Source organism: Streptomyces colonosanans (assembly GCF_001866645.1).
Classification (GTDB): domain Bacteria; phylum Actinomycetota; class Actinomycetes; order Streptomycetales; family Streptomycetaceae; genus Streptomyces; species Streptomyces colonosanans.
The window spans coordinates 14,060-38,478 of record NZ_MLYP01000023.1 but is presented as its reverse complement, the minus strand read 5'-3'; the positions used below and the strand labels follow the sequence as shown (position 1 = coordinate 38,478).

29 protein-coding genes are annotated in these 24,419 nt (G+C 70.6%); 9 read left to right on the top strand and 20 right to left on the bottom strand.

The features are described 5' to 3' along the window. Positions 1-12 precede the first annotated feature (12 nt). The 15 genes from BIV24_RS09005 to BIV24_RS08950 all read right to left on the bottom strand — a co-directional run bounded on the left by BIV24_RS09005 (position 13) and on the right by BIV24_RS08950 (position 10,965). A complete protein-coding gene (locus BIV24_RS09005) occupies positions 13-2,094 on the bottom strand; it encodes an FtsK/SpoIIIE domain-containing protein (protein WP_071365678.1) in 2,082 nt (693 codons plus the stop codon). Between the two features lie 196 nt (positions 2,095-2,290). Continuing rightward, on the bottom strand, positions 2,291-2,680 hold the full coding sequence (locus BIV24_RS09000; protein ID WP_071365677.1) for a hypothetical protein: 390 nt from the start codon (positions 2,678-2,680) through the stop codon (positions 2,291-2,293). 13 nt (positions 2,681-2,693) lie between these two features. Next, positions 2,694-3,923, bottom strand: a complete 1,230-nt coding sequence (locus tag BIV24_RS08995; RefSeq protein WP_071365676.1) for a hypothetical protein — start codon at positions 3,921-3,923, stop codon at positions 2,694-2,696. A 14-nt stretch (positions 3,924-3,937) separates the two neighbouring features. Then, positions 3,938-4,405 (bottom strand): hypothetical protein, encoded by a 468-nt coding sequence (locus tag BIV24_RS08990; RefSeq protein WP_071365675.1) that lies wholly within the window; start codon positions 4,403-4,405, stop codon positions 3,938-3,940. A gap of 183 nt (positions 4,406-4,588) precedes the next feature. After that, the gene (locus tag BIV24_RS08985; protein WP_071365674.1) at positions 4,589-4,861 is read right to left on the bottom strand and encodes a hypothetical protein; all 273 of its coding nucleotides are present in this window, start codon (positions 4,859-4,861) and stop codon (positions 4,589-4,591) included. Positions 4,862-4,996: 135 nt separating this feature from the next. Further along, positions 4,997-5,158 (bottom strand): hypothetical protein, encoded by a 162-nt coding sequence (locus BIV24_RS34250; protein WP_177198658.1) that lies wholly within the window; start codon positions 5,156-5,158, stop codon positions 4,997-4,999. A 61-nt stretch (positions 5,159-5,219) separates the two neighbouring features. Next, positions 5,220-7,256 (bottom strand): coiled-coil domain-containing protein, encoded by a 2,037-nt coding sequence (locus BIV24_RS08980; RefSeq protein WP_071365673.1) that lies wholly within the window; start codon positions 7,254-7,256, stop codon positions 5,220-5,222. A 63-nt stretch (positions 7,257-7,319) separates the two neighbouring features. Beyond that, positions 7,320-7,745 (bottom strand): hypothetical protein, encoded by a 426-nt coding sequence (locus tag BIV24_RS08975; protein ID WP_071365672.1) that lies wholly within the window; start codon positions 7,743-7,745, stop codon positions 7,320-7,322. A 107-nt stretch (positions 7,746-7,852) separates the two neighbouring features. Continuing rightward, entirely contained in the window at positions 7,853-8,227 is a 375-nt protein-coding gene (locus BIV24_RS08970; RefSeq protein ID WP_177198657.1) for a hypothetical protein, read from the bottom strand. 372 nt (positions 8,228-8,599) lie between these two features. Further along, complete coding sequence (locus BIV24_RS08965; RefSeq protein ID WP_071365670.1) at positions 8,600-8,869, bottom strand: WhiB family transcriptional regulator; 270 nt, start codon at positions 8,867-8,869, stop codon at positions 8,600-8,602. Positions 8,870-8,874: 5 nt separating this feature from the next. After that, a complete protein-coding gene (locus BIV24_RS33830; protein ID WP_143064577.1) occupies positions 8,875-9,072 on the bottom strand; it encodes a hypothetical protein in 198 nt (65 codons plus the stop codon). A 36-nt stretch (positions 9,073-9,108) separates the two neighbouring features. Then, positions 9,109-9,273, bottom strand: a complete 165-nt coding sequence (locus BIV24_RS34245; protein ID WP_177198656.1) for a hypothetical protein — start codon at positions 9,271-9,273, stop codon at positions 9,109-9,111. A 30-nt stretch (positions 9,274-9,303) separates the two neighbouring features. After that, positions 9,304-9,975 carry a hypothetical protein gene (locus tag BIV24_RS08960; RefSeq protein WP_071365669.1) on the bottom strand — a complete coding sequence of 224 codons (672 nt, stop codon included), beginning with the start codon at positions 9,973-9,975 and terminating at the stop codon, positions 9,304-9,306. A 256-nt stretch (positions 9,976-10,231) separates the two neighbouring features. Then, positions 10,232-10,543 (bottom strand): hypothetical protein, encoded by a 312-nt coding sequence (locus BIV24_RS08955; RefSeq protein ID WP_071365668.1) that lies wholly within the window; start codon positions 10,541-10,543, stop codon positions 10,232-10,234. A 44-nt stretch (positions 10,544-10,587) separates the two neighbouring features. Continuing rightward, positions 10,588-10,965, bottom strand: coding sequence for a hypothetical protein (locus tag BIV24_RS08950; RefSeq protein ID WP_071365667.1), 378 nt, complete (start codon positions 10,963-10,965; stop codon positions 10,588-10,590). A 258-nt stretch (positions 10,966-11,223) separates the two neighbouring features. On the opposite strand from BIV24_RS08950, the gene BIV24_RS08945 reads away from it, so the two are divergent. The 3 genes from BIV24_RS08945 (at position 11,224) to BIV24_RS08935 (ending at position 13,772) form a co-directional block, all read left to right on the top strand. Beyond that, positions 11,224-11,982 (top strand): GntR family transcriptional regulator, encoded by a 759-nt coding sequence (locus BIV24_RS08945; RefSeq protein WP_071365666.1) that lies wholly within the window; start codon positions 11,224-11,226, stop codon positions 11,980-11,982. 198 nt (positions 11,983-12,180) lie between these two features. Then, complete coding sequence (locus BIV24_RS08940; protein ID WP_071365665.1) at positions 12,181-13,212, top strand: AAA family ATPase; 1,032 nt, start codon at positions 12,181-12,183, stop codon at positions 13,210-13,212. Further along, positions 13,209-13,772, top strand: a complete 564-nt coding sequence (locus BIV24_RS08935) for a phosphotransferase-like protein (protein WP_071365664.1) — start codon at positions 13,209-13,211, stop codon at positions 13,770-13,772. Before BIV24_RS08940 ends, BIV24_RS08935 begins: the two co-directional genes overlap by 4 nt. Before the next feature lie 7 nt (positions 13,773-13,779). Here BIV24_RS08935 and BIV24_RS08930 read toward each other — a convergent pair whose 3' ends face one another. Both BIV24_RS08930 and BIV24_RS34240 read right to left on the bottom strand, forming a co-directional pair. Further along, positions 13,780-14,613 (bottom strand): NAD(P)-dependent oxidoreductase, encoded by an 834-nt coding sequence (locus tag BIV24_RS08930; RefSeq protein WP_071365663.1) that lies wholly within the window; start codon positions 14,611-14,613, stop codon positions 13,780-13,782. A 4-nt stretch (positions 14,614-14,617) separates the two neighbouring features. Then, entirely contained in the window at positions 14,618-14,794 is a 177-nt protein-coding gene (locus tag BIV24_RS34240; RefSeq protein WP_177198655.1) for a hypothetical protein, read from the bottom strand. A gap of 93 nt (positions 14,795-14,887) precedes the next feature. On the opposite strand from BIV24_RS34240, the gene BIV24_RS08920 reads away from it, so the two are divergent. The 4 genes from BIV24_RS08920 (at position 14,888) to BIV24_RS08905 (ending at position 18,919) form a co-directional block, all read left to right on the top strand. Further along, positions 14,888-15,154, top strand: a complete 267-nt coding sequence (locus BIV24_RS08920; RefSeq protein WP_079168107.1) for a helix-turn-helix transcriptional regulator — start codon at positions 14,888-14,890, stop codon at positions 15,152-15,154. A 964-nt stretch (positions 15,155-16,118) separates the two neighbouring features. Next, on the top strand, positions 16,119-17,561 hold the full coding sequence (locus BIV24_RS08915; RefSeq protein ID WP_079168097.1) for a helix-turn-helix domain-containing protein: 1,443 nt from the start codon (positions 16,119-16,121) through the stop codon (positions 17,559-17,561). A gap of 9 nt (positions 17,562-17,570) precedes the next feature. Continuing rightward, the gene (locus tag BIV24_RS08910; RefSeq protein WP_071365660.1) at positions 17,571-18,440 is read left to right on the top strand and encodes a DciA family protein; all 870 of its coding nucleotides are present in this window, start codon (positions 17,571-17,573) and stop codon (positions 18,438-18,440) included. Between the two features lie 11 nt (positions 18,441-18,451). Beyond that, positions 18,452-18,919 carry a hypothetical protein gene (locus BIV24_RS08905; RefSeq protein ID WP_071365659.1) on the top strand — a complete coding sequence of 156 codons (468 nt, stop codon included), beginning with the start codon at positions 18,452-18,454 and terminating at the stop codon, positions 18,917-18,919. Between the two features lie 83 nt (positions 18,920-19,002). Here BIV24_RS08905 and BIV24_RS35140 read toward each other — a convergent pair whose 3' ends face one another. Further along, the gene (locus tag BIV24_RS35140) at positions 19,003-19,902 is read right to left on the bottom strand and encodes a DUF4231 domain-containing protein (protein WP_245766712.1); all 900 of its coding nucleotides are present in this window, start codon (positions 19,900-19,902) and stop codon (positions 19,003-19,005) included. A gap of 27 nt (positions 19,903-19,929) precedes the next feature. Continuing rightward, complete coding sequence (locus BIV24_RS08895) at positions 19,930-20,490, bottom strand: hypothetical protein (RefSeq protein ID WP_107459301.1); 561 nt, start codon at positions 20,488-20,490, stop codon at positions 19,930-19,932. A gap of 220 nt (positions 20,491-20,710) precedes the next feature. Here BIV24_RS08895 and BIV24_RS08890 point away from each other — a divergent pair, with 220 nt between their 5' ends. Both BIV24_RS08890 and BIV24_RS08885 read left to right on the top strand, forming a co-directional pair. After that, positions 20,711-20,950, top strand: a complete 240-nt coding sequence (locus tag BIV24_RS08890) for a hypothetical protein (RefSeq protein ID WP_071365657.1) — start codon at positions 20,711-20,713, stop codon at positions 20,948-20,950. Between the two features lie 184 nt (positions 20,951-21,134). Continuing rightward, positions 21,135-21,584, top strand: a complete 450-nt coding sequence (locus tag BIV24_RS08885) for a hypothetical protein (protein ID WP_071365656.1) — start codon at positions 21,135-21,137, stop codon at positions 21,582-21,584. 29 nt (positions 21,585-21,613) lie between these two features. On the opposite strand, the gene BIV24_RS34235 is transcribed toward BIV24_RS08885, so the two are convergent. Then, the gene (locus tag BIV24_RS34235) at positions 21,614-24,286 is read right to left on the bottom strand and encodes an ATP/GTP-binding protein (RefSeq protein ID WP_071365655.1); all 2,673 of its coding nucleotides are present in this window, start codon (positions 24,284-24,286) and stop codon (positions 21,614-21,616) included. Positions 24,287-24,419: the final 133 nt, after the last annotated feature.

The following is a 24,419-nucleotide window of genomic DNA, read 5'->3' as shown; positions in this document are numbered from 1 at the left end:
CTTTTCAGGGGGTCAGGCGGCGGTTTCGTGTTCGGCGGCGTGGGCCTTGTGGATCCAGGCGCCGTGGCCGAGGTTGATGACGGGCACGTGCGGGTCGTCTTTCATGCGTCCCAGGGCGGTGCGCACGCGGGGGTTGGGGATGCCCAGCGACTTGGAGATGATCGCGGGGGCGACGGGCTTGCCGTGCTTGTGGAGGAAGGCGATGATCTGCCGGGCTGTGTCGGACAGGCCGGGGCCGGTTGGCTCCACGGCGTCCGGCACCTCGGGTTCTGGCACCTTCTCCAGCGAGGGCGCGGCCGTGGGCGCCGTCGTTTCCTTCCGGGCTTTCTTCGGTGCGGACTGGGTGAACCGGTTGGGGTCGTAGGTGTAGTCCTCGCCCGCGTTGCGCAGCCTGAGCATCAGCTCGTGCTCCTCGAGGACGTGGCGCAGGATCGGCAGGGCGTCGATGCTGGTCTGCTCGATGCCGGTGGTCTCGCCCTCGTGGGCCAGGCCGTAGGGGTCCTCGACGTACGGAGCGCGCCAGAGCGCGGCCCGGTTGTCGGGGCCGGCGAGGTAGCCCATGCCGCCGGTGGTGGTGCCGTCGTTGAACTCCTTCGGGATCGCGCCGGGGTCGATGTCGCCGAGGGCGTTGCCGGCGGCGCGTTTGCCGGTCGCGGTGGAGCCGGAGCGCAGGACGAGGTTGTTGCCGCCTTGGAGGATGTCGCGGATCAGGGTCTCGCCGCCCAGTTCGCTGGCGTTCGGGCTCTGGTTGGCGAGGCGGAACTTGATGCCGACTTTCCGGGCTTCCTTCACGAGGTCGCCGATGATCTTTACGGCTTCCTCGCCGTGCTCGGGGTCGTTGAGGAGGTCGTGGGCCTCGTCGAGGGTGACGCAGATCAGCGGGTCCGGGTCGCCGGGGACGAAGAAGGCGCGGCCAACGCGGGTGCGGCCCTTTTCGTCGACCCACTTCATCCGGTTGTAGCGCTTGCCGCGCTCCTTCATGAGGGCGTGGACGGCGCGCAGGACGACGATGCCGAACGCGTTGCCGGGGGCGAACACGGCGACGCCGTCGGGCCAGTCCGGCAGGGACAGGCCGGCCTGCGGATCGATGACGATCGAGGACACGACCGGGCTGCGCCGTTCGATCGCCAGCAGTCCGTCCAGCGCCCTGGACTTGCCGGAGCCTGAGGTGCCGGTGATGAAGTCGTGCACGGCGCCGGAGCCGGGGAGGAAGAAGCGGTAGTTCGCCGCATCGCCGTCGTAGTAGACGCCGAACGGGGCGAGCCCGCTCTCCAGGTCCAGGACGTGCTGGGGGCCGAACAGTGTGCCCTTCTTCAGCGGGTTCTCGGTGAAGACGGTGATCCGGCCCTTGCGCGGGGAGAGTTTTTCCAGCGCGACCAGGTCGGGGTCGTCGATGCCGAGCGAGGACAGCACGTCGTCCAAGCCGACGATCTTGAAGGATTTGCCGCGCGGCACGTGGACTTCCGCGCTCCAGCCGCCGTCGGGGTTGGCGATGGGGGAGATGAGCTTGCTCTTCGGGTACGGGCCGTCGGGGACGGCGGCGTATTCGATCCAGTCGAGCATCTGCTGGGACAGCTCGGGTGCGTTGGTGGTGGGTCGGCGGCCCCAGCGGCGCCAGGCCCAGGCGCCGTAACCGAGCGACCAAGCCAGGGAGAAGCCCCACCAGGGGTTGTCGCCCCACTCGGGGCCGCCGGTCGTGGCCATGGTGGTCAGCAGGCCGGAGCCGGTGACCGGCATGGACAGGCCGACGTACCGGTCGAAGTCGCTCGGCAGGGTGCGGGCCGGGCGCCAGATGCCCTTGATCTTGATCAGGCCGGGCAGCCAGCCCCAGGCGCCGGCGGCCGCGGCCCCGGCCGCCCCGAGGGCCAGGGCGGTCTTCCAGCCGTCCGGTGCGGCGGACAGCAGCTCGCCCGCGGGGCCCATGCTCGCGGCGCAGGCCGCGATGCTCAGGCGGCCACGGTTGTGAAGCGCCCACTCCTGGAAGGTGCGGGAGCTTTTGCCGGTGGAGGCCTGCGCGGTGGCGAGGTTGGCCTGGGCGGCGACGAACGCCGCGTAGTCGGTGTACTGGGGGGTGGGGTTCTTCGGGGCGCGCACGGCGTGTGTCCCTTCATGCTTGGGCGGCGGAGCGCCGGGGAGTTCGGAGTCGAGGGCCCGGTGCTCCCCACCACCTCCGACCCGGCCCCTGTACGCGTGTACGGGGGGCGGGCCGGGGGTGTCTGGGCAACAACGGGGCCGGGCCCCGCCGTCTCGGCGGGGCCCGGTATGCGGCCTGGTGCGGTGCTGTGGGCGCCTATTCGGCGCTGTAGAAGGTGTTCGTGGCCATCGGGACGTCGGCGTCGTCGACGGCGTCCTGGATGCGGCCGTGGTTGCGGTGTGCGGTCCGGGCGGCGGACTCGGCCTGGTTGACGGAGATGTCGGTGGCGTTCTTGTACGCGTCGGCGGCCGTCTTCTGGCCGTCGATCAGGTCACCGAGCATGGTGATGTTGCCGACGGTGTAGTTGTCGACGTTGAGGGCCTTCAGCTCCTCCGCGATGCGGCGCATCCGCTCGGCCATCTCGCCGGACCAGGCGGCGAGGTTGTCGACGTCTTCCTGGCGGGCTTCGACTTCCGCGCGGATCGTGTTCAGTGCCTGGAGCAGGGCCCGGTGGTTGGTGACGTCGCCGATCTTCGTGATCGTCATAGGGAACTCCTTGTCAGCGCTCGTAGTAGCCGCCCTGGGCGGCCTTCTCTACGGGGGAGGACTGGACGGCCTCGGCGATGCCGCCGTGGGACTTGTAGGCGGCGGCCGCGGCCGCGGTGGCGAAGTCACCGGCGTCCTTGGCTGCGCTGCCGTACTGGGCGGCGGACTGCGACTGGGTCTTGATGGACTCGCGCAGTGCGTTGATCTCGCCGATGGTGGCGTCGTCGACCTCCATCTCGGCGAGTTCGGCCTCGAGTTGGTCGAGCCGGTTGGACAGCGCCCCGTCGTCGGCGGCGATCGCCGCGGCTTCCTCGGCGCGCATCTCGCACATCGCCTTCGTCAGGGTCAGTGCGTTCATCAGCCCGTCGAGGGTGCGGATCTCGGGGATCACCGAGGAAGGTGAGGACATGAGGTCTCCGTTCTGTTCGGGGTCGGGCACCACCGTGAGATGGCGGCGTCCGTCGGGGGGCTCGGGGGTGGTGGTCTTATCTGCGGCGGCGCGTTCCTCGGCCGCGCGGGCCCGTTCTGCGGCGGCGGCCTCGCGCTCCTTGGCCTCGCGGGCTTCCTTCTGCGCGGCGAGGACCTTGTCCCGCGCCGCGCGTTCCTTGGCCTCCTCCGCCTCCTTACGGGCCTCCTCCGCTTTCTTCTCGGCTTCGGCGGCCCGTTCCTCGGCGGCGTCGGCGCGTTCCGCGTCGGGGCTGCGGGGCGCGGGGACCTTCGCGAGCGGATCAGGCTCCTCGTCCGGCGTGTCCGTCCGAGGGGCGTCGTCCGTCTTCGGCGGCTCGGTCGGCATCGGCGGGTGGGCGGGTGCGGGGCCGGCCTTGGCGAGCGCCTCGTCGGCCTTCCTCTTCGCCTCGGCCGCCTCGCGTTCCGTCTTCTTCGCCGCGGCCTTCTCGGCCATCTTCTTGCGGCGCTCGGCGCGGATCTCCGGCCACCGCTCGCGGTAGCCCTCCACAGTGGCCTTCCACATGGTGGAGCCGGTCTCGGTGATGACGGCGAACGGCACCGCGGCCCTGCCACCCACGGCGGCGGACCGGGGTGCGGCGGCGCTGAAGGTGCCGCCGGGCTCGGCCGGCCCGGGCGGCTTCTTCACGCCGCCGCTCTTCGGCCCGCTGGCGGCGATCTTCTCTACCGTCTTGCGGACCTCACGGGTGTCGTGGCGGCGGTCGCTGGTGCCCGCGAGTGATTCCACGCCGCGGGCTCCGGCGTAGGCGATCGCGGCGAGTACGAGCAGTTCAATCACGTCTGCTCCCCTGTTCAGGCCAGGCCGAAGGCGCCGGCGACCAGGGTGCCGACCTTGGTGACGACCCAGGACAGGACGGACTGGATGCCGTGCCCGATCGGGCCGGGGATGGTGGAGGCCAGCACCGGCATGACCGCGCCCAGGAGCCGGGTACGCATCTCCACCCGCCGGGTGACCAGGTCGTTGACGAACATCGCGGTCACGAACAGGGCGGGGATGCCGGTGACGATCAGGCCGGTCCACTCGCCGATCGAGCTGACCGCCCAGTCGTTGACGGAGTTGACCGTCGAGTTCCACCAGGAGCCGGCCGGGGTGGCGACCATGGCGGCCGAGGCGGTCGCGATCAGGATCGCCTGGGCGCGGTCGGTGTGGAGCTTGTTGGTGACCTTGCTCAGTCCGGGCATCTTCTCCGCGTAGTAGAGGAGCGCGGCGGACCCGGCGCAGGCCCCGCCGGCGGCGGTGCTGACAGCGGCTTCGATCATGGTTTTTCCGTCCTTCCGGGACTCAGGTGGCGGTTTGACAGGGCGTCACGGAGCGTCGTAACCTCGCGCGCGCACTCGCGCGCCTGTGCGCGTGGGTGCGCGCGGCCGTACGGGTCGGGTCTGTTTCGGCTGTCACAGCGGCTGTCACAGCCCTCGTCACAGCGGCTGTCACAGCCGGGCCGGTTACTGTGCGTGCGACTCGCGGACGTGCTCGAGGGCTCGGACGACGTCCTCGTAGGCGCGGTCTCGGGGGCCTGCGGGGAGCCTGTCGAGCTCCCCGCGGAGGCGGTCGAAGGTGACCGCGGCGACCATGTCGGGTCCCTCCTGGCGGGCCTCCTCCAGGCGCCGTCCCCAGTGCTCGGCCTTCCGGGCGAGCTTCTCGGCGCGCTTGCGGCGCAGCTTCTTCGTCCGCTCCGGCGGGTTGTTCCACGGGGCGGTTGCGGTGGGCTCGTTCACCTGCGGTTTTGCCTCCTTCCGGGGCGTTTTCGTGGCAGGGTTGGTGCCGGCGCTTCGGCGCCTTCACCGCGTCCCCGAGGTGTTGACGGCATCTCGGGGGCCGGTGGAACCGTCGAAACAGCTCGTTTGTGCAGGTCAGCGCTTCTTCCGCGGCAGCAGGTGAGGGTGGCACCACCAGCAGTCGGGGCCGTGGTCGTGTGTCGTGCGCGCGTGGACCAGGGCGAACGGTGTGGCCACGATCAAGGCCAGGGTGATCACGACCAGAACCCAGCCGATCGCGTACTCCAGGGCGCTCATGGCGATCTCCTCTCATCCAGGCGAATAGGTGGGTCAGGTGGTCGGTGTGCGTTGCGTGGTCTCACGAGACGTTCTTGAAGCGGGTCCGTGCGATCTCAAGTCGGCGGCCGGCGGTGGCGCGTGAGACGCCGAGGACGTCCTTGGCTTCGTCGACTGAGACGGTGTCCGCGCCCTGCCGTCGGTACATGAGACTGAGCAGCGAGGTGATCTGCCCCTCGATCTCAGCGTCCCGGGCAAGCGCAGGGCGGCCGGTCTCAACGGAGCGCAGCGGGACCGGGGCAGTGCTGGTGTCCGAAGAGGCCGTCTCACGGTCTGACCTGCGCGTCTCACCGGCGTGAGACGCCGTCTCAGTCGTGCTCACCGGCCCGCCTGTCTCACTGGGGGCCGTCTCAAGAGCCCGGGGTGTCTCACCCTCGCTCGTCTCAGGCGCGAGTTCCGGAGCGGTGCGGGGGTGGGGCACCGTCTCACCGAAGCCGGTGAGACGGGCACCGGAAGCCGGGTCGGTCTCATCGGCGGGTGCGGTGCGTTGTGTCTCATCCGCTCCGGCCCCGTTCTGGGTGCCGGTCTCACCGGAGTCCGTCTCACGTTCCTTGGTGATCTGGTGGATGCGCCACATCACCCACGGGGCGATGGCGGCGACTCCGACGATGAGCCACCACAGCGGGTGGCCCGTCTTGTCGACGCCGACCAGGCCCGCTGCTGCGAGGTGGTAGATGGCGTTCGCGGCGACCATGAGGATCAGGGCGCCAGCGACGTCGCGGTGGCGGCGGAACGCCTGCACGACGTAGACGTCGATGGCCAGCGGCAGCGCCCAGGCCACCTGCCACGGCCAGCCGCTCAGCTTGGCCAGGGCGAACTCGCCGGACGCGGTCAACACGATCGTCGCCCCGAGGGCGATCCGCGGCCCCCAGGTGTTGACGACGTTCTTCGTCTTCTCCTGACGGGCGATGAGCGCCTGCGCCTTGGCGACCTCCTCGCGGGTGGCCTCCAGCTTCTGCCGCGCCGCCTGCTGCTCGGCACGGGAGCGGGAGCGGACCGACTCGGCGTCCTTCTCGGCGTCGGCGACCAGGTGGGCCGCCTTCTTCTCGGCCTCCGCGATCCGCTGTGCGGCGGCGGTCTCCGCGCTGGAGATGGCGCCGGCCGCCTTGGCCTCCGCGATCGAGCGGACCTTGAGGATTTCCTCCTCGGCCTGGTCCTGCGCGGCTTCGAGGACCTGCTGCGCCTCGCCGCGCCTCTCGTCGGCGTCCTGCTCGGCCTCACGCAGCACCTCGGCCGCCTGGCCGCGGGCGTGGTCCAGGATGCGGGCCGCGTCCTCCTCGGCGGTGGCGACCTCCTCGCGGGCCTGGGTGCGCAGCTGCTCGGAGTCCTTCTCCGCCTGCTGGCGCATCTCGGTCGCTGCCTCGCGGCGGGCGCGGGCGTCGGCCTCGGCTGCGGCCACCAGGTCTGCGGCCCGCTGCTTGGCCTCGTCCACCAGGTGAGCGGCGTGCGCGGCGGTGGCCTCGGCCTCGGCCTGGACGCGGTTCTTGTCCTGCTCGGCCTCCATACGGATCTGCTGCGCGCGGGCGCGGGCGGCTTCCACGATCCGGGCGGCCTCGGCCTCTGCTTCGGCCTGGAGCTTCTCTGCGGCCTGGCGGCGGCGGGCGAGGGTCTGCTCGGCGGCCGCCAGGTCGCCGTCGGCGATTGTGCGGGCGCGCTGCACGGCGTCCTCGGCCGCCGCGATCTGCTCGTCGGTGAGCTTGCGCATCCGCTCGGCCTGGTCCTTCGCGACGGCGAGGACGCTGTCCGCCTCTGCCTGCGCCTTCCGCGCGGCGCTGTCGGCGTCGGTGGTCTGCTGACGCGCCTGCGCGAGCATGGCCTCGGCCTCGGTGCGCGCGTCGGCGAGCAGCTGGTCGGCCTCCGCGCGGGCGGCCGTCACGATCGTCTCGGTGTCAACCTCCGGCGCGGGCGCGGGGGCGGGCTTGATGGCCACCGTCGTGTCGGCGGCCTCGCTCGGGCCGGCCGTCGCGGCCGTCGTGGCCGCTTTGGCTGTCGTGGTGGCCGCGGCCTTGGTCGTCGTCTTCTTGGCGGCAGCCTTGCGGGGCTGGCGTCGGGTGGTCACAACAGAGGTCCTTTCCTGCTGTACGCCTGCCGCCCCGCAGGGCAGCGGTCGGGCGTGTCGATGTCAGTGACGTGCGGCGTCTGTGGGGCCGTAGCGGCGGGCGTAGGCGGCGCCGGCCAGCAGCAGGGCGCGGACCTGGTCGACCGTGCGGCCCGGCACCTTGTCCCACAGCCGCGGTTCAGCCGCGCTGGCACCGGTGTGGGCGCAGATGACCAGCTCCAGCACGCTGACGGACACGCCGGTCAGGTCCACGGGGCCGGCCAGCACCTCCCACAGACCGAACGCGCCCGGCTCCCAGCCCTCCCGGTCCAGCACACCCAGGGCGGTTTCCAGATGCGTGGCGGCCTGAAGGCCGGTGACGGGCTCGCCGCTGGAGCCGTGCCACATCCGCGGGCCCGTGTACCAGAGGGCTTCCAGCTCCGCGGCTCGGGTCAGCAGGGCCTCGTTCTGTGAGTCCAGCGCGGCGGAGGTAGCGATCGACGGGGTCATGGGGATTCCTCTCCCTCAGTGGTCCGGACTGTCCGGCTCCCCGCCGCCCTGCTCGCGCCGTCCGTTCGCTGGCGCGAGCAGGGGGAGGCAGTCGGCAGGCTGGAGCATCAGCGAACCCAGCGGCCGTCCTTGATGACCTTCCTGCCGTCCTTGAGGGTCAGGTCGGTGATGAACGCGGACAGCGTGGTGCCGTCCAGCGCGCGCCGCGTGTAGTCCGTGGCCCACACGTCCTGTCCGTCCCGGCTGCCGAACAGGTAGACGCGGGTGGCAAATGCGGGCTCCAGCGCGGCCGCTGCGTTCTCGGCCCGAGACTCGGTCGGCAGCACGATCGTGCCGCAGGAGTCGTTGAGGCCGATCAGGAACAGGTCGCGCAACTCGAAGCCACGCACGTCCAGCACACTCAGGACCGGCTCGGTCGAGCCGTGGGTGTAGACGCCGTTCGGATGAGTCTTGACCCACCGGCTCTTGCCAAACTGGCTCATGTCGTAGGGCATCGTGCCCTCCTGTCTCAGATTCGTAGGTCCGGGCTGCCCGTGTGGCGGGCAGTCGGCCCGGAGAAGAGCGCGGGGCGGGCGGCGAGTTAGGCATCCCGTCCCGCGCTGCGGTCAGCTCCGTTTCCGGAGCCGGTTCAGGTGCGCGTCTTGGAGCCGGGCGAGCACCTCGTACAAGCGCCGCCCGATCTCGCACCGCGCGTCCGGCGAGCAGCTCGTGCACTGCCGCTCGTGATCGCGATGCGCCCGGGCGGCGGCCATGTACCGCTGGTGCAGGTCGTCAGCCATGCGCGCGGCGGCCGAAGTCGTGGTTGTCGTTGGTGCGTCGGAGTGCGTCCTCCAGGCGCTGGCGGTCGGCGTCGCTCATGACGTCGCCTCCTTCTTGGCCTGTCGGGCGCGGTTACGGGCGGCGCGACGCTTCATGGAGCGGCGTTCGTCCTCGGAGAGCCCGCCCCACACGCCGTGCTCCTGGCCGGACTCCAGCGCCCACTGGAGGCAGCGCTCGATGACGGGGCAGCGGCGGCAGGCCGATTTGGCCTCCTCGATCTGGAGGAGGGCCGGGCCGGTGTTGCCGATCGGGAAGAACAGTTCGGGGTCCTCTTCGCGGCAGGCCGCGTCGTAGCGCCAGTCCATGCCGCTCACCGTCCCTGCCGGACGCGGCGCAGGGCCTCGTCCATGTCCGGGTCGGAGTCGCCGTTGTTCTGTGCAATGCTGAAGGTGTTCAACAGGGCCTCCAGGTAGGTCCGTTCGATCAGCCCCCGGGTGCCACCGGGGGCTGTCGTCTGTCTGGTTGGCTGTCGTACGAGCAGCCACGGCCGCCCCCACCAGGGAGACAAGGTGGGGGCGGCCGTGGTCGATCGTCCGGAGAGTGGTCAGGCGTCGATCCGCGCGGCCTCCTGCTCGAGGCGGTAGATGCGATCGGCAATCTCCGCCCGCTCCTGCCGGGACAGAGAAGGACCAGTCAACTTCTTGCGGACCGCGGTCAGTTGGTCCGCGAGTCGCTGCTGCGGGGTGCGGGGGTCTGTCGGGACAGGCATGGGTGCCTCCGTGGCTCGTCGGGGTGTGTTTCAGGCGCTGCGGGTGAGGTGGTCGTGGGCGATGCCGGTCATGCGGGCGGCGAGCTTGCGGCCCGTGTCGCAGGGCGCTTCGTTCTTGCACGGGGTGCAGGTGGCGCGGTGCTGGTGCAGAGCGGTGCGCAGCTGCCCGTAGAGCGGGGTGGCCGAAGCAGTCGCGGCGAGGTGGGTGGCACGGTGCATCCGCTGCCTCAGCTGGATGACGATCGTGCAGCGGGCGGATCCGAACCGGCGGCAGCGGGCGCAGTCGTCCTGCAGGTGCTCGGCGAGCTGTTCGCGCGCCGACCGGGTGGCGGAGGACATTTGGGAGGTCGCGGGGGCCGCCTGCGGGCGAGGCTTGCGGATCGGGCGGGTGGTGCGGCGGCTGGCAGCGGTGGTTTCGGCTGCGAGCAGCTTCTCGCCCCATGCCTCGGGGGTGATGTCGATGTCGACGCGCTGCGCGCTGCCGGGGCAGCGGCGGCCGCCGGAGGGCTTGTCGCCGTAGTAGCGGCGCTCGGTCTTCTGGTCGGGGCCGCCGTCGCGGTGCGGCGTGATCATCGACCGGGTGAGTCGGTGCCAGGTGTGGCAGTCCGGGCAGACCGCCAGGCGAGGCTCGTTGTCGCGGAGGCTGAGGTGCTCGGGCCGCATCGTGCTGGCCTTGATGGGGGCACGTCCGTTGTGACGCATCAGGTGTCTCCCTTGCTGTTGCGTTCTCCGCCGGTCAGGAGCTGGACGAACGACCTGCTCCTGGTCGACGGGCAGCGCAACGGCTGCGGGTGGCGCAACTGGCTGTGCTCCGAGGGACCGCGTCGTACTTGTCACCCCGGCCGCGCGTGGAAGCGGCGGTCAGCCAGACGTATGAAGTTGAGGGGCTGGACCGTGAGGTCCGGCGCCCACCACCGGAACCGAGCCGCGGCGCGGTCCCGATAGAAGGCGTCGAACGTCAGCCGGCCAGGCGCTGCATAGCGGCGAGGACCGCGGCCTGGCTGGTCTTGCCGCTGCCCGTGGTACCGCCGAAGAGGAGCTGCAGGGTGTCGGCCGTCTGGTGGTGCTGGGCGAGGTCCTCTGCGGTGGCGAGGTCGACGACGACCTGGTCGCCCTCGGCGTGACAGCCGAAGACGAACCGACCGGTGGCGATGGCCTCGGTGTAGGCCGGGTTCGTGGCCTCCAGCGTGTGCTCGTAGCCGTCGAAGTCGGCGGGGGACCAGGTGGTGGCGTCGCCGTGCGCGGCGCGGAAGGCGTCAGGGGTCTGCATCTCAATCGGGTCCTCTCTTGGTGTGTTCGGTGAGACGGTGGTGGTCAGGCGGCCATCGGGACGGGGGGCACGGTGTCGCAGGAAGCGGACACCTCGGTGCCCGCGGGGACCAGGTCGTGAGGCTCGCCATTCGGGGCGACGGTCACGACGCGGCTGGCGCAGGCGGCCGGGGAGGTCTGCTCGCGGACCACGCGACGGGCGGCGTCGGCGAGCCAGGTGGGGATGTCCCCTTCCATCCCGGCCTCGGTGGTGAGGCGCAGCGAGCCGAGCGCCTTCGACCACGCCATGCGGGCCAGCTCAGCACCGCGCCGGTAGTCGACGGGGGACAGCAGGCTGTTGACGAAGGCGAGCAGCGGCCGCTCGAAGCGGCCTGCCGGGGTCAGCGAGCCGACCGCGGCGGGGGAGATCGGGGAGACGTACATGCTGTGGTGCTCCTCTCCGAAGGTGGATGTCCCGGGAGAAGCCCCGAGAACGGCCAGGCAAGGCGAAGCAGTCCCGAGGCGATGCCTCGGCGCGAACCTCGTTACCGAGGTTGCTTCTAGTAGAGCCATCATCGGTACCGATGTCAAGCAGTACGTTACCGATGTTGTATCCTGTGGAGCAGCCGACACGATCAACGCGCCCCTCGAGGTGCCTCGGTAGCAAGCCGCCCTAGGATCGCTACCGAGGTAGGGAGACAGATGACGGATGAGGTAGGTGCGCAGCGCACGAAGGTCCAGCAGATTGCTGACGACCTGAAGGCGGCGATCGAGCGCGGGGATTACGGACCTGGTGACCGGTTGCCAGGGGAGAACGCGCTGGCCGCCCAATATGGCGTCGCCAGTCTTACCGCCCGTAGGGCCCTCAAGGTCTTGAGTACCGAAGGGCTCGTCGAGAGCAAGAAGGGAGCCGGCGCCCGTGTCTTGTCGTTCCGACCCATCAGGCGTCGAGGCATTCCCCGAGTGGCTAGTGGGCAGTGGGGAAGCGGTAGATCGATCTGGTCGGCGGACGACCACCGCGCCCCGGACGTCGACCAGATCACGGTGGACGAAGACGCGGCCCCGCCCGAGCACGTCAGGGACGTGCTCGAACTGGGGCCTGACGAGACGGCCTGCGTGCGCAGTCGGCGGTACGTCCTGGAAGGACGCCCCGTCATGCTCGCGGCGTCCTATCTTCCTCAGGCGCTGGTCGCGGGCTCGCCCATCACTCAAGCGGACACTGGGCCCGGGGGCATTTACGCTCGGTTGGCCGACCTCGGGCACGCTCCGACGCGGTTCCGTGAGGAGATCCGAGTCCGCCTGCCCACTGCTGACGAGGCAGCCCGGTTGTCCATCCCAACTGACAGATCCGTAATCAAGCTGGCTCGCACAGCCTTCGACGCAGATGGGCGCGCAGTGGAGATCAACGAGATGACCCTGGACTCGGCAGCGTACGTATTGGACTACGAATTCGACGCGTGACGCACATGCGTCTAGCCCAAGGCGAACAGCCACTGTGATGCCCTCCAAGCGTTCCGCTGTTTGTGGGGGCCATCACACTCGGCGGGGGCTTGGAAGAACATCACGAACCTCTCGTCACTTCGGTGAACGAGTTCCTCAACACGTTTTCAACGACTAGCTACACACGGGATTTCGGGGCTCGCCCTTAGGCTCCGGATCATGGTGCAGACGGAGGATCACGGGGTGGGTAAGCGCGCTGGGTGGCGTCCGGACAAGCTCCGGGAGCACCGGGAGGCTCACGGGCTGACGCTGGAGGAGTCGGGTGAGCAGCTGCGGCTTGTGGCAGAGCAGGCTGGGCTGAAGGGCGTGCCAGCGGCGAACCCGCAGACGCTGAGCCAGCATGAGACGGGTGAGAGTTACCCGGGGCCGGCGTATCGCCGGGCCTACTGTCTGCTGTACCGGGCAACAGAGCCGTCGCTGGGTTTCCGGCCCGCGTTGCCCGGTGAAGAGACGAATTTCGAGGTCACCCCTCTTCCTGAGCAACGCAACGGCTCGCACGTAATCGCCGTTGAGCGGGCGTTGATGCGGATCTCGGACGGGCAGGGGTTCGACAGCTACAGCTGGCAACAACGGGTGATGGAGGCCTGGAAGCGGCGCCGTACAGGTGGAGACCCGCATAGGCCCTGTGTCGTACTGGTGGGGGGCTACGCAGGTTCGGGCAAGACCGAGTTCGCCCGCTTTCTGACGCAGCTGACGGGCTGGCCGCTGGTCGACAAGGACCCGTTGACCCGGCCCCTGGTGGAACCGCTGCTGACCGCGCTGGGGTCGCAACCGCACGACCGGCACACCGAGTTGTATCGCACGAAGGTCCGACCGGCTGAGTACGCCGCGCTGATGCAGGCCGTGTACTCGCACGTGACCTGCGGAATCAGCACGGTGGTCACTGCTCCGTTCATTGCTGAGCTGACGGACACGCAGTGGATGCAGCGGCTGATCAACCGCTGCGCCTCGCATGGCGTCGACGTTGCGCCGATCTGGGTGCAGTGCGATGTGGAGTCGATGCACGAATACATCTCGCACCGCGGCGCGGCCCGGGATGCGTGGAAGCTCGAGCGGTGGGACGAGTACCTGGAGACCGTGGATCTGGACCTGCGTCCTGCGGTCCCGCACCTAGTCGTGGACAACCGCATGGGTGCCGCGATCTCCTTGGCAGATCAGGCGCGGCAGGCGGTCGGGGCGGTGCCAGCATGACGGGGGGCGTGATCCTCTACGGGCCACCAGCGGCGGGCAAGGACACCATCACTGCGGCGCTCGCCGAACTGAGTCTGCAGTACGCACAGTTCGCACGACTCAAGGTCGGGACAGGCAAGTCAGCCGGCTACCGGATGGGCACAACGGAGCAGCTGCGCGAGCTGGAGACCTCGGGCGGCGTCGTCTACGCGAACCGGCGGTACGGCAACACCTACGTGATCGACGTGCCCGGCCTGGACGCCGCGTTTGCGGCCGGGGTGCCGGTGGTGCACCTCGGGCAGGTCGACGGCATCCGGGCCCTGGTCGACGGCTACCCAGCGGACTGGGCCGTGGTGCTGTTGTGGTGCCCGCGCGAGGCGACCGCGGAGCGGTCCGCGGGCCGGGGTGACAGCGACACCACGGCGCGGCTGGCGGCGTGGGACGCAACCCGTGAGGACCTGGACGCGCACCCGGAGACGGTCTGGGACCTGACGGTGGACACCGCGACGGCATCGCCGCAGGAGGCGGCGCGGCTCATCGACCAGCTGCTGGCGCAGCGGGCGGGAGCAGCGACGGCATGAGCGCGGGCTACGGCTGGGCGAGTCGATCCAGGGCGCCGGTGAGCGTGAGCTCGCTGTCGTCCTTGACAGCGTTCCACCGTGCCAGCGTTGCCGCGGCTGCGCGCAGCATCTCCGGCGGAAGGCCGGCGGCCGCGAGCGTGTCGGCAGCTTCCTCCAGCTCCGGGCCCCAGCGCCAGGCCCGCGCCGCAGTCTTGGCGACGTACTCCGGCTCCGAGAGATACGAGTCGGTGCGCCGGGATGCAACCTCGATGAGCTCCTGGTCGACACCGTGCTCACGTGCCATGCCGATCGCGAGCGCGACCAGCACGCGCGAGGTCTTCTGGAAACTGGCGTACGACAACTTCAGCGCGGATGCCTTCCCAACCCCCGTGCCCAGCGTCGTCGTCCGCACGGCAGTTCCTGCGAAGAGCGCCTCGATCTGCGCAGTCGCGGCGGCCGCGCCGGACAGGTACAACGTCGGCGTCTTGCCTCGGACGGGCGGGGAGCCGACGACGCCGCCATCTACGACTGTCGCGTCCACCAGCCCAGCGATCCGTTTCGTCCGCTCAGGGTTGATGGCATTCGCCTCCACATACAGCCCGCTGAAGCCGTGCTCGGCGACTTCGCGCGCCAAGTCCTCAGCTGCGGCTGGCGGGCAAAGGCTGATGACGATGTCGCTTCGGTCCAGCAGGTCGGACAGCGCGCCCACGGGCGTCAGGCCGAACTGGGCGGCGCGCTCTGCGGACGCGGCGCTGCGCCCGGTCGCGCACCACAGGACCGCGGCGGCGTTGGTCGCGGCGCAGGCGGCGACGGCGGCGCCCATGCTGCCGGGGTGGAGGATGCCGACGGTCGGCTGGTCCACGGTGCTACTCCGTCTCGGTGAACAGGATGGTGGTGGCGTCGGTGACGTCGTCGACGGCGTGGTGCGCGTCGGGATCTGGCGGGAGAGCACGGGCGCGGCACAGACCGGTCACGGCGTCGCCGAACTCCGCCTGACGGTGGGCCAGCGTGCCGTCCAGATCGAAGAACACGATGCGGGACACGGGCACGGACACTACCGGGCATCGAACGGGGCGCAGTTCTGGAGATCACTTCGTGTATCTTTTCAGGAACTGTTTCTTAGGATGGAGGCCGCGATGTCGGATCCGCTGCGTCGCATCGATGCCCTGGTGGATGCCGATACCCTCCCTTCGCCTCACGTTCGGCAGCAGCTGCGAGTCGCCGCCGGGCTCACCCAGGCGGAAGTCGCCCACGCCATCGGCGTCAAGCGCGTCGCCGTCGCACGGTGGGAGGCAGGGGTCGCCAAGCCCCACCGCAGCAATCGCCTGAAGTACGCGCACTTCCTCCGTCGGCTGGCCGGGAAGTACCCGGCTGCTGCTCAGGAGGCGCCCAGTGAGGACTGACCGCGTACCTGATTTCAGGCACGCCGACTCCGCCTTCGGAATCGAGGGGGTCGGGATGACGTAGCCGCCACCGGCCGCGCGCGCCAGAAGGCGGACTGACAATCCACCGGCCTCGCGCGGCCCTTCGCTCGGTCCCGGCTTTGACACCCGGGCCCGAGATCGGCTCATCGAGCCGTTTTCTTTTACCAGCACTACCAGCACTACCCCGCCTGACAAGCGGGTCGGCCCCTTTGACAAGGGCCACCAGCAAGACCCGGCCGCTGACAACGACCGACGCCCTACCGATCCGCGGGGCCCTTTGACGGGGGCCCTGCGGTTCACCACCAACAAGACGAGAGGAGAAATCTCCCCCCACCCGATCGGTGTCCGCCCGCTTCTCACGAAGGGGGCGGCACCCGACACATCCGCACATCTGGTCGGCCGGGCCCGAGGGCTCTGGTCGGTCCAGCTATATGGAGAGCAGGTCGTTTCTCATAGTGCCTGAGAGTGGTGTCCCCTGTCAGCTTGACCCTGTCCGTTTCACCCCGGTTCACGCCCGGCGGCCTTCCCATGTGACGGGATCGACGTACGACTCATCCGCCTTTGCGTGGTTCGTACCGGAAGTTGGATTTCCGGTAGGAAGCTACAAGAGCAGCGCTTTCGGCGCGGGCTCGTCGGGCCCGGTCGCGGCGTCGGCTGCCCCGCTCGTGTACCGGCTCTCGGAGGTCATTGACGACTCCGTCGACGGCCGCAGGGGCGGCTGCCCGTGTGGCGGGACGGTTTCCAAGATTCTTGCCCGCCGTGCGGGAGCGCCGGGGGTGATCCGCGCTGGGCGGGCTCTGTCCACAGGCCGTCTGGTGCAGGGTCGGCGGATGGATCTCGAAGCGCGTGTTTTGCCTGCTGAGGGGGGTGTCCGCTTTGGCGTGTACACCAGCCTGATGACGACACAGGCGATCTCCACCACCCCGGCCGGGACGGTGGGCCGATGAGCAGCACGGCGGCGCCGGCCGCCGTGCTGATTCCTCCCGCGCGTCCGTCGGTCGACGGCGACGGGGTCTGCGTGCTGCCCGCGACGCTGTTCGTGTCGGAGGCGGGCCAGTGGCTGTCGACGTCGACGGGCCGGATCGCGCTGGACGGCTACTCGTGGATGCAGGCGGTCCACTGGGTCGCCGGGTCCGGGCTGTACAAGCCGCGCCGGTACCGGTCGCACGGGCCGCGCTCCTTCGGGGCGACGACGCTGCGGGTCGCCCAGGAGCTCGCGGAACTGTTCCCGTGCCGTCCGGGGATCGAGTACCTGGTGCGGCGGACCGGGCTGTCGGAGCGGTCGGTGGAGTACCACCTGGGGATGCTGCGGGAGGCCGGGCTGCTCGCGTACGTCGTGCGGGGCACCCGAGTGCGCGGTGCGGCCGCGCAGGCGTCTGAGTTCGCGCGGATGGTGCCGGTGGAGTTCGACGTGGCGCTGGGCGTCCGTACGGCCGGTGAGGGCACCGGGCGGCGGATGACGGGGATCGCGGAGGCCAGCCGGGAGCTGATGGCGGCGCTGGCGAAGAAGGCGGCCCGCAAGGTCCGCAAGCGGCGGGCGAAGCCGGTCTCGAAGGCCCCGGCGAAGGGTGCCCGCAAAGGTGCTGAGCAGGGTGGTGTGACGGCTGTTCCGGATGAGGCCCGTTGCACCCCAATGGGGGGTAGTTCCCGCAGTGTTTCTTCTGCGGGAACTACTTCCTTCCCCCCTGAGAGCAAGCTCGCAAGCGGGCAGAGCGATTCCCCCACCCCGAAGAAGACCAAGCGCGGCCGCCGGAAGCTCAACAGCGTCGGGCGCCGTTTCCAGCTGGCCTCGGAGCTGATCCGCCAGGTGCCGTGGATGGGCCGGGCCTCGGTGCCCCGGATCGCCTGGATCCTCAAGGACGTCTCCGACGCGGGCTGGACGGCTGACCAGGTGATCGCGTTCCTGGACTGTGCGGATGCCCCGGGCATTGTCCACCGCCCGTCCGGGTTCCTCGCCGGGCGGCTGGCCGGTGCACTGGCGCTGTGGCCGACCGAGGAGGGCCGCGAGCGCGCTGTTCAGGCGTACCGGGACTCCCGGCGCGCGGAAAAGGCCCGCCACCAGGAGTGGGAGGGCGCCTGGCAGGCCCCGCGCAGCATGGCGGTCCGCCGCATGGTCGCTGAGGCGTTCGCCCCCAAGACCCAGCCGTCGGGCCAGTACGAGGCGCTGCCCGAGCTGGGCGGGGTCGAGGACCTGAGCGAGCAGGACCGGACGGACATGCAGGCCACCGGGTGGGGCGAGTTCATGGCGGGCGACACCACGCTCGTCATGAGCACCTACGACGCCCTCGGCCCGGCCGCCGCCGTGCACATCTTCGGCGCTGACCTGGTGCAGCGCGCTCGCAAGCTGGCCAGCAGCAGCTCGCTGATGACCGTCGGACGCCGGTAGGAGGCCGTGATGACCGAGACCCTGAACACCACCACCACCAGCAGCGAGCAGCCGGCCCCGGAGCCGACGGGCGTCGACCTGGCCCGGGTCGCGCTGCACCAGGCGCGCGAGGCCGCCAAGGCCCGCGGCGAGGGCGGCACCCGCAAGGCCAAGCGCCGGACCGGGACGCCGGCGCGGCGTGACGGCCGGGAGCCGACCGGGTTCGCCGCCGTGCTCCAGGGCCTGATGGCCGACCGGGCCTGGGACGTCCCGGCCGCCGGCGGAACCATCCTGGACCAGTGGCCGGACATCGCAGCAGGCCTCTCCCCGAAGCTGGCCGTGCACGTTGCCGCGGTCGCCTTCCACGCCGAGACGGGCCAGCTGGACCTGCGCCCGGACTCGTCCGTGTACGCCACGCAGCTGCGCCTGACCAGCTCCCGGATCGTCGCCGCGGCGAACGCGGCGGCCGGCACCCAGGCAGTGCGCGGCGTCCGTGTCCTGCCCGTGGGCGCCCCGGCCCCGGCGCCCCGCGAGGCCGTCGCCGCTCCGGCAGCGGCGGCCGGGCCCGAGACGCCGGTGGAGACCCGCGAGATGGCCTCGCCCGGCTTCCACCGCGCGCTCGCCGCGCACCAGGCCGTCGCGCCCGTGCAGCGGGTCGACCCGGGCATTACCGAGGCGATCGAGCGGCAGAGCCGGGCCATGCGCGACCTCAGCCGCCGCGCGTTCCCCGAGACCGACGTCGTCCCGGACGAGGCGCCGGCGCCGGTCGAGCAGGCCCGTGCCGAACGGCGGCGGGAGGCCGACGCGTCCCACGCGGCCGCGCTGCGGCGGGCACGGGCCGAGCGGGCGGGCGTAGCCTCCGGCGGGATGGCTCCCCAGGCACTGGCGGAGACGGCGTGAAGGAGACAGGCGTGACCAGCCAACTGGACCCGTGGGACCCCAACTACCGCAAGCCGGACGTGACACAGGAGCCCGAAGGCCCGTGCGGGCGGTGCGCCATGTGTCTGGAGGCCCAGCCGATGTTCGACCAGGTCCTGGACGGCGCCGACTACTCGTGGGCCTGCTACCAGGACCCCGAGCAGTTCAGCTACACCGCCATCGGCAGCTACCTGCACCGGACGACCTGCGCCCACGTTCGCCGTCAGATGCCCACCGACCACGTACGCCCGCACGGGGAGGCGTACGACCGGGCCTTGCAGAAGTGGGCGCACGAGCACCACGACTACAACAGTCCGGAAGCAGAGGAGAGGTACAGCCCCCACCTGCGGCTCTACATCGTGAACCCAGCCAGGGCCCGTCAGTGGACCGCCGCGAACATCGGACCGCGCGGAGGACGGGACTACCGGCTGTGCAAGGCGTGCCGACCAAGCGAGCCGTGACGGCCGAGGCCGCCGCGCTGCGCCGGGCTTGTGCCCGGGCCGCCGGTGGGGCGGGGCGGCTGGCGCCGGTAGGCGTCCCGCCGTCAGGCTGCCGGCTGGCCGGTCGGCGCGGCCTGGTCGGCGGGCTGGTCCAGTTGTTGCTGGCGGCGCCGCTGCTCGTTGCGGTGTTCTTCGACCCGCTGGGTGAACAGCTTCAGCGCCTGCTGGTCCTGGTCGGCGTCGAAGTCGCTGTAGGGGCCGACGCCAAGGGTGAAGGCGTTGGCCTCTTCCTCGATGGCGTCGGCGGTCTGGAGCAGGAAGTAGCTGCGCTCGCGGTACTTGTAGTAGCCGGTGAAGGCGGCTGCCAGCGTGACGGTGAAGCCGATGGCGACGATCGTGATGTTCTGCCAGGTGAACTGGTTGCGGGTGTCCAGGGCGGCGACGGTGGTCGTGGACGCGGCCCCGATCATGATGAGGTTCTGCAGCGTGTTGTGGATGAGCCGGTACTTGCGGCTGTCCGTCCGGTGCTGCTCGATTACCCCAGCCACGTCCTCGCGGTAGAGGCTGCGCCGCTCCTTCAGCGTCGGGTGGATGAGCGCGCTGAGGAACCGGAGGGCCTCACGGTTGGTCGCGAGCATGTCCTCCAGCTTGGCCAGGCTCAGCTGGCCGCGGGGAGGCGCGGCGCCCCAGGCGGCCACGCCGGAGACCAGGGCCAGCACTGCGCAGGCGATGTCGACCGGGAGGAACCGTGAGGGGGAGTCCCAGGCCAGCACGGTCCGTATCAGGCCCGTCAGGACCGCGCCGCCGGCCACGGCCAGGGCCATGCCCATCGTGCGGACCCTTCTCCTTCGCCGCACCAGGTCCCGCTCCGTCTGCTTCACGCTGTGCCTCAGCTTGCGCAGTGAGGCGTGTTCATCGGCTTCTGCCTGCCGTTGTTCGGCACTCAGGTGTTCATCGGCGTCGCTGATCCGGCGGGGCGCATCGTCGTCAAGGCTGCGAGCCACGGCTTCGGTCCTCTCGTCTGCGCAGGCTCAGCGGGCGAACGCTTCGGTCAGGCTGATGCGGTAGCCGTCCTCTTCCATCAGCACGACGGTGACGCCGAACGGGTCGGGGTGGTCCAGCTCAATCGAGGTGAAGGAGAAGTTCACCGCGGCCTGAATCGGCGGCACCAGCTCGCCGCCGGACTGCGGCGCGGGGGCCGGCCTCCAGTCGGGGGCGACCGACGCCCAGCCCTCGGGGCTGCGGGACAGGAGCTGCTCGCTGTACGGGAACTGGTGCAGGACGTGCCCGCCCGGGGTGGCGAGCACCATGTTGAGGCACGGCGCCGGGCCGACGATCGGCAGCTCGCAGGCGGTGGCAACGTCATGGGTCTCCCAGGCGAGGACCACCTCGTCCGCACCGGCCGCCGCGGCGATGTTCGCGAGCTCCGCGATCCCGGCGAGCGCGTCCTGGCCGACCCTGAGCGGGCGGACCCAGATCAGCCCGACCAGCTCACCGCGCACCAGCGGCATCATCAGCGGGCGCGGCACGACCCCCTCGCCCAGCGAGGCGGTGTACGTCTCCTTCGCGACGCCGACCAGCCCATTCCACATCCGTGCCTCCACGGAAGCCCCCTCCGCCTGTCGTAACCGATCACCACTGACCCTGCCACGCAGGGTGATGTCGTGTCAGCGAGATGATCAGCCAGCCATGGGCCGGAGTGACTGACGGCAGGCAGCAGCGGCACTGTTGAACGAGGACAAGGCGCAATACGGGCGCGCTATCGTGGAGCCCTCTTATCTGCGGTTTTTGTGATCTGGCAGGAGTACCCGCGTGCCCGAGGACCCCATCGCTCACAGCGAGCTCGCTGCCCTGACCCGGCGCTTCGAGGAGGTCGCGGAGAAGCACGACCGCGAGTTCGGGATCATCAAGTCCGACCTCACCGCAGTACGCCTCCAGATCGGCAACCTGGACCAGAAGGTCGAAGCTCTCGACAAGAAGATCGACCGGAACCAGGCCCAGATCATCGAGCTGCTCACCCAGCTGATTGGTCGGCGCCCCGACGCCGGCTGACGCGCCGAACAGTCCCTCCAGTTTCGCTCCGAAGCCCCCAGCCAGATGCCTTGGCTGGGGGCCGCGCGCGTGTCAGGGCCGTTGAACCGGCCGTCTCTCGGGCATGTGAGATCAGCCGTTGTCCAGTACGCCCTGGGGACATGCCGCTAGAACTGTGGGACACGGACCATCAGAGGGGGCGTAGGTGAGCGACATCCCGGCACACGAGGCCGACCGGCATCGCCAGGCGTGGGTTCTCAAGGCAGGCCAATGGAGCCTTGCTCAGGACGCAGTCGCGGAGCAGGAGGACGAGTGGCGCGACTACAGCGAAGCGATCAAGGCCGCCGGGTACACCGTCTGGACCGGGGCGGGCGAGGTGTACATGGTCCCGCTGACGCTGACGGTGTGGGCGCGTCCCGAGGAGCCCTCGTTCCTGTTCGATCTGGAGGGGGCGGAGCAGACGCAGACCGTCTACGCTGCCTCGCTGCCCGACGCACTGACGTTGCTGAACCAGCTGGCCCCCACATTGCAGGCTCTCGCCGTCACGGACCAGATCGCGCATGCCGAGCCCGAGACCATGTCCGTCCTCGCCGACGTCCTGGACAAGCTGCACGACCGCCATCGCGGCAAGAACGGCCGCGTCATCCAGAAGTGACTCCTCCCGCGCAGCGGAGCCTTGGGGAGCTACCGGCCGAGATGAGTCCGGCGGTCATGGACGAGGCGGTGCCAGCGGTCGCGAACAGCCTGCTCGCCACTGACCCACCGGGTGGCGGTGGGGCCTGGCAAGGGTAGTCCGGCCATGAAATGGGCGATGTCGGTGAAGTAGGCGAAGTCGCCGGTGACGGTGAGCGCGCGGAGCCGGCTGATGGTGGCGGCCAGATCCTGGGTCTCGCCGCGGACGGCGTGGTGGAAGGCGAGGGCAAGCTCCACGAACCGGTAGAGGAAGGGGAGCCCCGCGGCCTCGATGTCGGTTCGCAGGCTCTCGGCGCGAGCCGTGACGTCGCCGGTTCCGGCGTCCTTGATCAGGGCGACGACCTGGGCGAGGAGGGTGTTGGAGCGCTGGTCGAGGCCGTCGAGGAGCTGGTGGGCGAGGGCGAGCTCGTCGGCGGATCGATCGGGGTCGGCGAAGGAGACGGCCAGGGCGAGACGGACCTGCATCATGGCGCGCTCGCCTGTGGCGCCGTGCTGTTCGGCTTCGGCACGGCCGTCTTCGAAGGCGGCGACGGCGGCCGCGGTGTCGGCGTGCGACCAGTGGATGTCGCCGAGGACGCGGTGGTGGCGGCCCTTCCAGCCCAAGGTGGGGACGGTGGCCAGGGCGCTGGGGAAGTCGCCGGCGAGGCGGGCCAGGTTGGCGAGCGCCCGACGGGCCTTGACGGCGAGGCGGCCCTCGGCGTCGGCGACCTGCTGCATCCCGGTGCGGGCGGCGTCGTTCTGGCTGAGGTCCTTGTGGGCCTTGGCCCGGTAGTAGAGGGCCATCTCGGTCAGCTCGGCGGGCAACAGTCCCGTGTCCAGGACGGCGGTGAGGCGGTCGGCGGTGCGCTGGCGGTGCTCGCGCTGGCGGCGGGCGATTGCGGTGAGCAGCTCGACCACGGCATCGGCCGCAGTGCCCGGCGCCTCGGTGCCGACGGCAGGCGGGGTGAGGGGTTCCCAGACGGAGTCGTCGGTGTAGGCGAAGGCGGCCTCGATCAGCCAGCCCAGGCTGGTCAGACGGTGGTCGCGGGCCAGGCGCAGGCCCTGGCGAAGGCACGCGACGAGGACCATACGGCTGGGGGCGAGAGCCGCGGCCTGCGTCCACTGGTCTCCGAGGGCGGCCAGGGCGCGGGCGGCGGCCTGATGCCAGTCGGCCGGGGTCCAGCGGTCGTCGCTGTGTTCGTCATCGCGTACGGCGCTGCGGATCGCGCGGTGCAGGTGGTAGGGCCACAGCGCGTACGGGTCCTCGGTGACCAGGGGCCGCTCGACCAGGCGCCGGGCCAAGGCCTGCTGGCCGAGGCCGGCCGTTCGGGTGGCCAGGTCGAGGTCGAAGGCGTCCAGCAGGGACACGCTGCGCAGCAGGTGCCGTTCCTCGGGGGTGAGGTCGGACAGGGTGCGGGCGAGGAGGGCGGGGAAAGTGCAGTCGAAGTCGGCCGCGGTGGGCGTGCGGCCAGTGCGGCGGATCTCCAGGAAGCGGGAGACGGCAAGGTCGAGGTGGAGGGGCAGACCGTGGGACCGGGCGGTGATCGCCGCGCGGATGTCAGCACCGATGAGGGGCTGGCCGTCCTGGACCAGGCGGCGGGCGAGGTGGGCCTCGCAGTCCTCGGGGGAGAGGTCACCGATCAGGAACTGCCGGGCGCCGGAGCCGGCTGCCCGGGGCTGCGGGACCGTCAGGGAAGAAGGAGCAGCTGCCAGGCCGGGCCAGGCGGCGGGGCCGGTCCAGTCGAGCTGGCCGTGGAGTGCCGGGTCGGCCCACTGCAGGCGGCTGCGGCCGCCGATGACGAAGAAGACGTTGGGCAGGAGCCAAACCAGGCGCTGCAGCAGCCGCTCGAAGTCCCGGTGGCGATCGGCGGTGTCCTCGAAGGTGTCCAGCAGGACCACCGGGGTGAGCCGCTTCTTCGCGGGCAGCTGGTTCAGGTCCCAGGCCAACAGGTGCGGGTAGTAGGACAGCGCATCCAGATCAGGCGTGGCCTCCAGCAGAGCCGCCGTCCGGGTCGCGCCGGCCAGGGCGCGGGCACGCTCATGGCGTTCACGCAGCGCCGACACGAGCGCGGTAGTGAGCTGGCCGGCCGCGGAGCCAACCAGGCCGGGCAGCGCCAGAGCGGCGGCGACCTCACCGACTCCGGCCTGCAGCTGTCCGGGCAGCAGGTTGGAGAAGCGGCCCGCCAGCCCGGAACGCCGGATGTACTCGTCCAACGGCTCACCGGGGTGCACGTGTTCCCAGTAGTGCCGCAGTGCCACGTCGAAGGACGGCACCGTGCGATCCAGGGCCCCGGCGAGCGCGAGGCGGATCGTCAGGATGACCCGCTCGAAGTCGGATCCGGTCGACGCCGCCCGGGACAGATCGATCCGGATGGGCAGGACCCGCTCGGTCCAGGTGGGCGCGCCCCACTGCTCGGGACGGTGCTCGGCGGCGGTGAGCGCGGCCTCGATCTTGCGGAGCAGCGTCGACTTCCCGACCCCGCCCACCCCGTGGAAGACAATCACGTTGGTGCGGGGCGCTTCGAGATCCTCCACGTCGAAGGCCCCGTCAGCGACGCGGCGCAGGTGCTCCTCCAGAGCGGCAGCCACCAGGACCCACTGGCTGTTGCGGTCGGTGAACGCCTCCGAGACATCGAACGCCGACGGGTCGTTGGAGCTGAACAGCGCACGCAGGTTGTCGGCCATAGTCCCCCCACAGGTGATCGTCTGCGTCCCAACTTATGCCGCCCGGTGGCGAGTGGCGGTCACTCCGGTCGGTACGTCCGGTGCACGCTGGTGGTGGACTGAATATCGGCCACGACCGACAATGATCCTTTTG

Excerpts from the sequence above, each read along its gene's own strand:
- BIV24_RS09000 (WP_071365677.1), bottom strand. The coding sequence starts at position 2,680 with ATGACGATCACGAAGATCGGCGACGTCACCAACCACCGGGCCCTGCTC.
- BIV24_RS08990 (WP_071365675.1), bottom strand. The coding sequence starts at position 4,405 with ATGATCGAAGCCGCTGTCAGCACCGCCGCCGGCGGGGCCTGCGCCGGG.
- BIV24_RS34250 (WP_177198658.1), bottom strand. The coding sequence starts at position 5,158 with ATGAGCGCCCTGGAGTACGCGATCGGCTGGGTTCTGGTCGTGATCACC.
- BIV24_RS08975 (WP_071365672.1), bottom strand. The coding sequence starts at position 7,745 with ATGACCCCGTCGATCGCTACCTCCGCCGCGCTGGACTCACAGAACGAG.
- BIV24_RS08970 (WP_177198657.1), bottom strand. The coding sequence starts at position 8,227 with ATGAGCCAGTTTGGCAAGAGCCGGTGGGTCAAGACTCATCCGAACGGC.
- BIV24_RS08965 (WP_071365670.1), bottom strand. The coding sequence starts at position 8,869 with ATGGACTGGCGCTACGACGCGGCCTGCCGCGAAGAGGACCCCGAACTG.
- BIV24_RS34245 (WP_177198656.1), bottom strand. The coding sequence starts at position 9,273 with ATGCCTGTCCCGACAGACCCCCGCACCCCGCAGCAGCGACTCGCGGAC.
- BIV24_RS08960 (WP_071365669.1), bottom strand. The coding sequence starts at position 9,975 with ATGCGTCACAACGGACGTGCCCCCATCAAGGCCAGCACGATGCGGCCC.
- BIV24_RS08955 (WP_071365668.1), bottom strand. The coding sequence starts at position 10,543 with ATGCAGACCCCTGACGCCTTCCGCGCCGCGCACGGCGACGCCACCACC.
- BIV24_RS08950 (WP_071365667.1), bottom strand. The coding sequence starts at position 10,965 with ATGTACGTCTCCCCGATCTCCCCCGCCGCGGTCGGCTCGCTGACCCCG.
- BIV24_RS08945 (WP_071365666.1), top strand. The coding sequence starts at position 11,224 with ATGACGGATGAGGTAGGTGCGCAGCGCACGAAGGTCCAGCAGATTGCT.
- BIV24_RS08940 (WP_071365665.1), top strand. The coding sequence starts at position 12,181 with ATGGTGCAGACGGAGGATCACGGGGTGGGTAAGCGCGCTGGGTGGCGT.
- BIV24_RS08935 (WP_071365664.1), top strand. The coding sequence starts at position 13,209 with ATGACGGGGGGCGTGATCCTCTACGGGCCACCAGCGGCGGGCAAGGAC.
- BIV24_RS08920 (WP_079168107.1), top strand. The coding sequence starts at position 14,888 with ATGTCGGATCCGCTGCGTCGCATCGATGCCCTGGTGGATGCCGATACC.
- BIV24_RS08915 (WP_079168097.1), top strand. The coding sequence starts at position 16,119 with ATGAGCAGCACGGCGGCGCCGGCCGCCGTGCTGATTCCTCCCGCGCGT.
- BIV24_RS08910 (WP_071365660.1), top strand. The coding sequence starts at position 17,571 with ATGACCGAGACCCTGAACACCACCACCACCAGCAGCGAGCAGCCGGCC.
- BIV24_RS08895 (WP_107459301.1), bottom strand. The coding sequence starts at position 20,490 with ATGTGGAATGGGCTGGTCGGCGTCGCGAAGGAGACGTACACCGCCTCG.
- BIV24_RS34235 (WP_071365655.1), bottom strand. The coding sequence starts at position 24,286 with ATGGCCGACAACCTGCGTGCGCTGTTCAGCTCCAACGACCCGTCGGCG.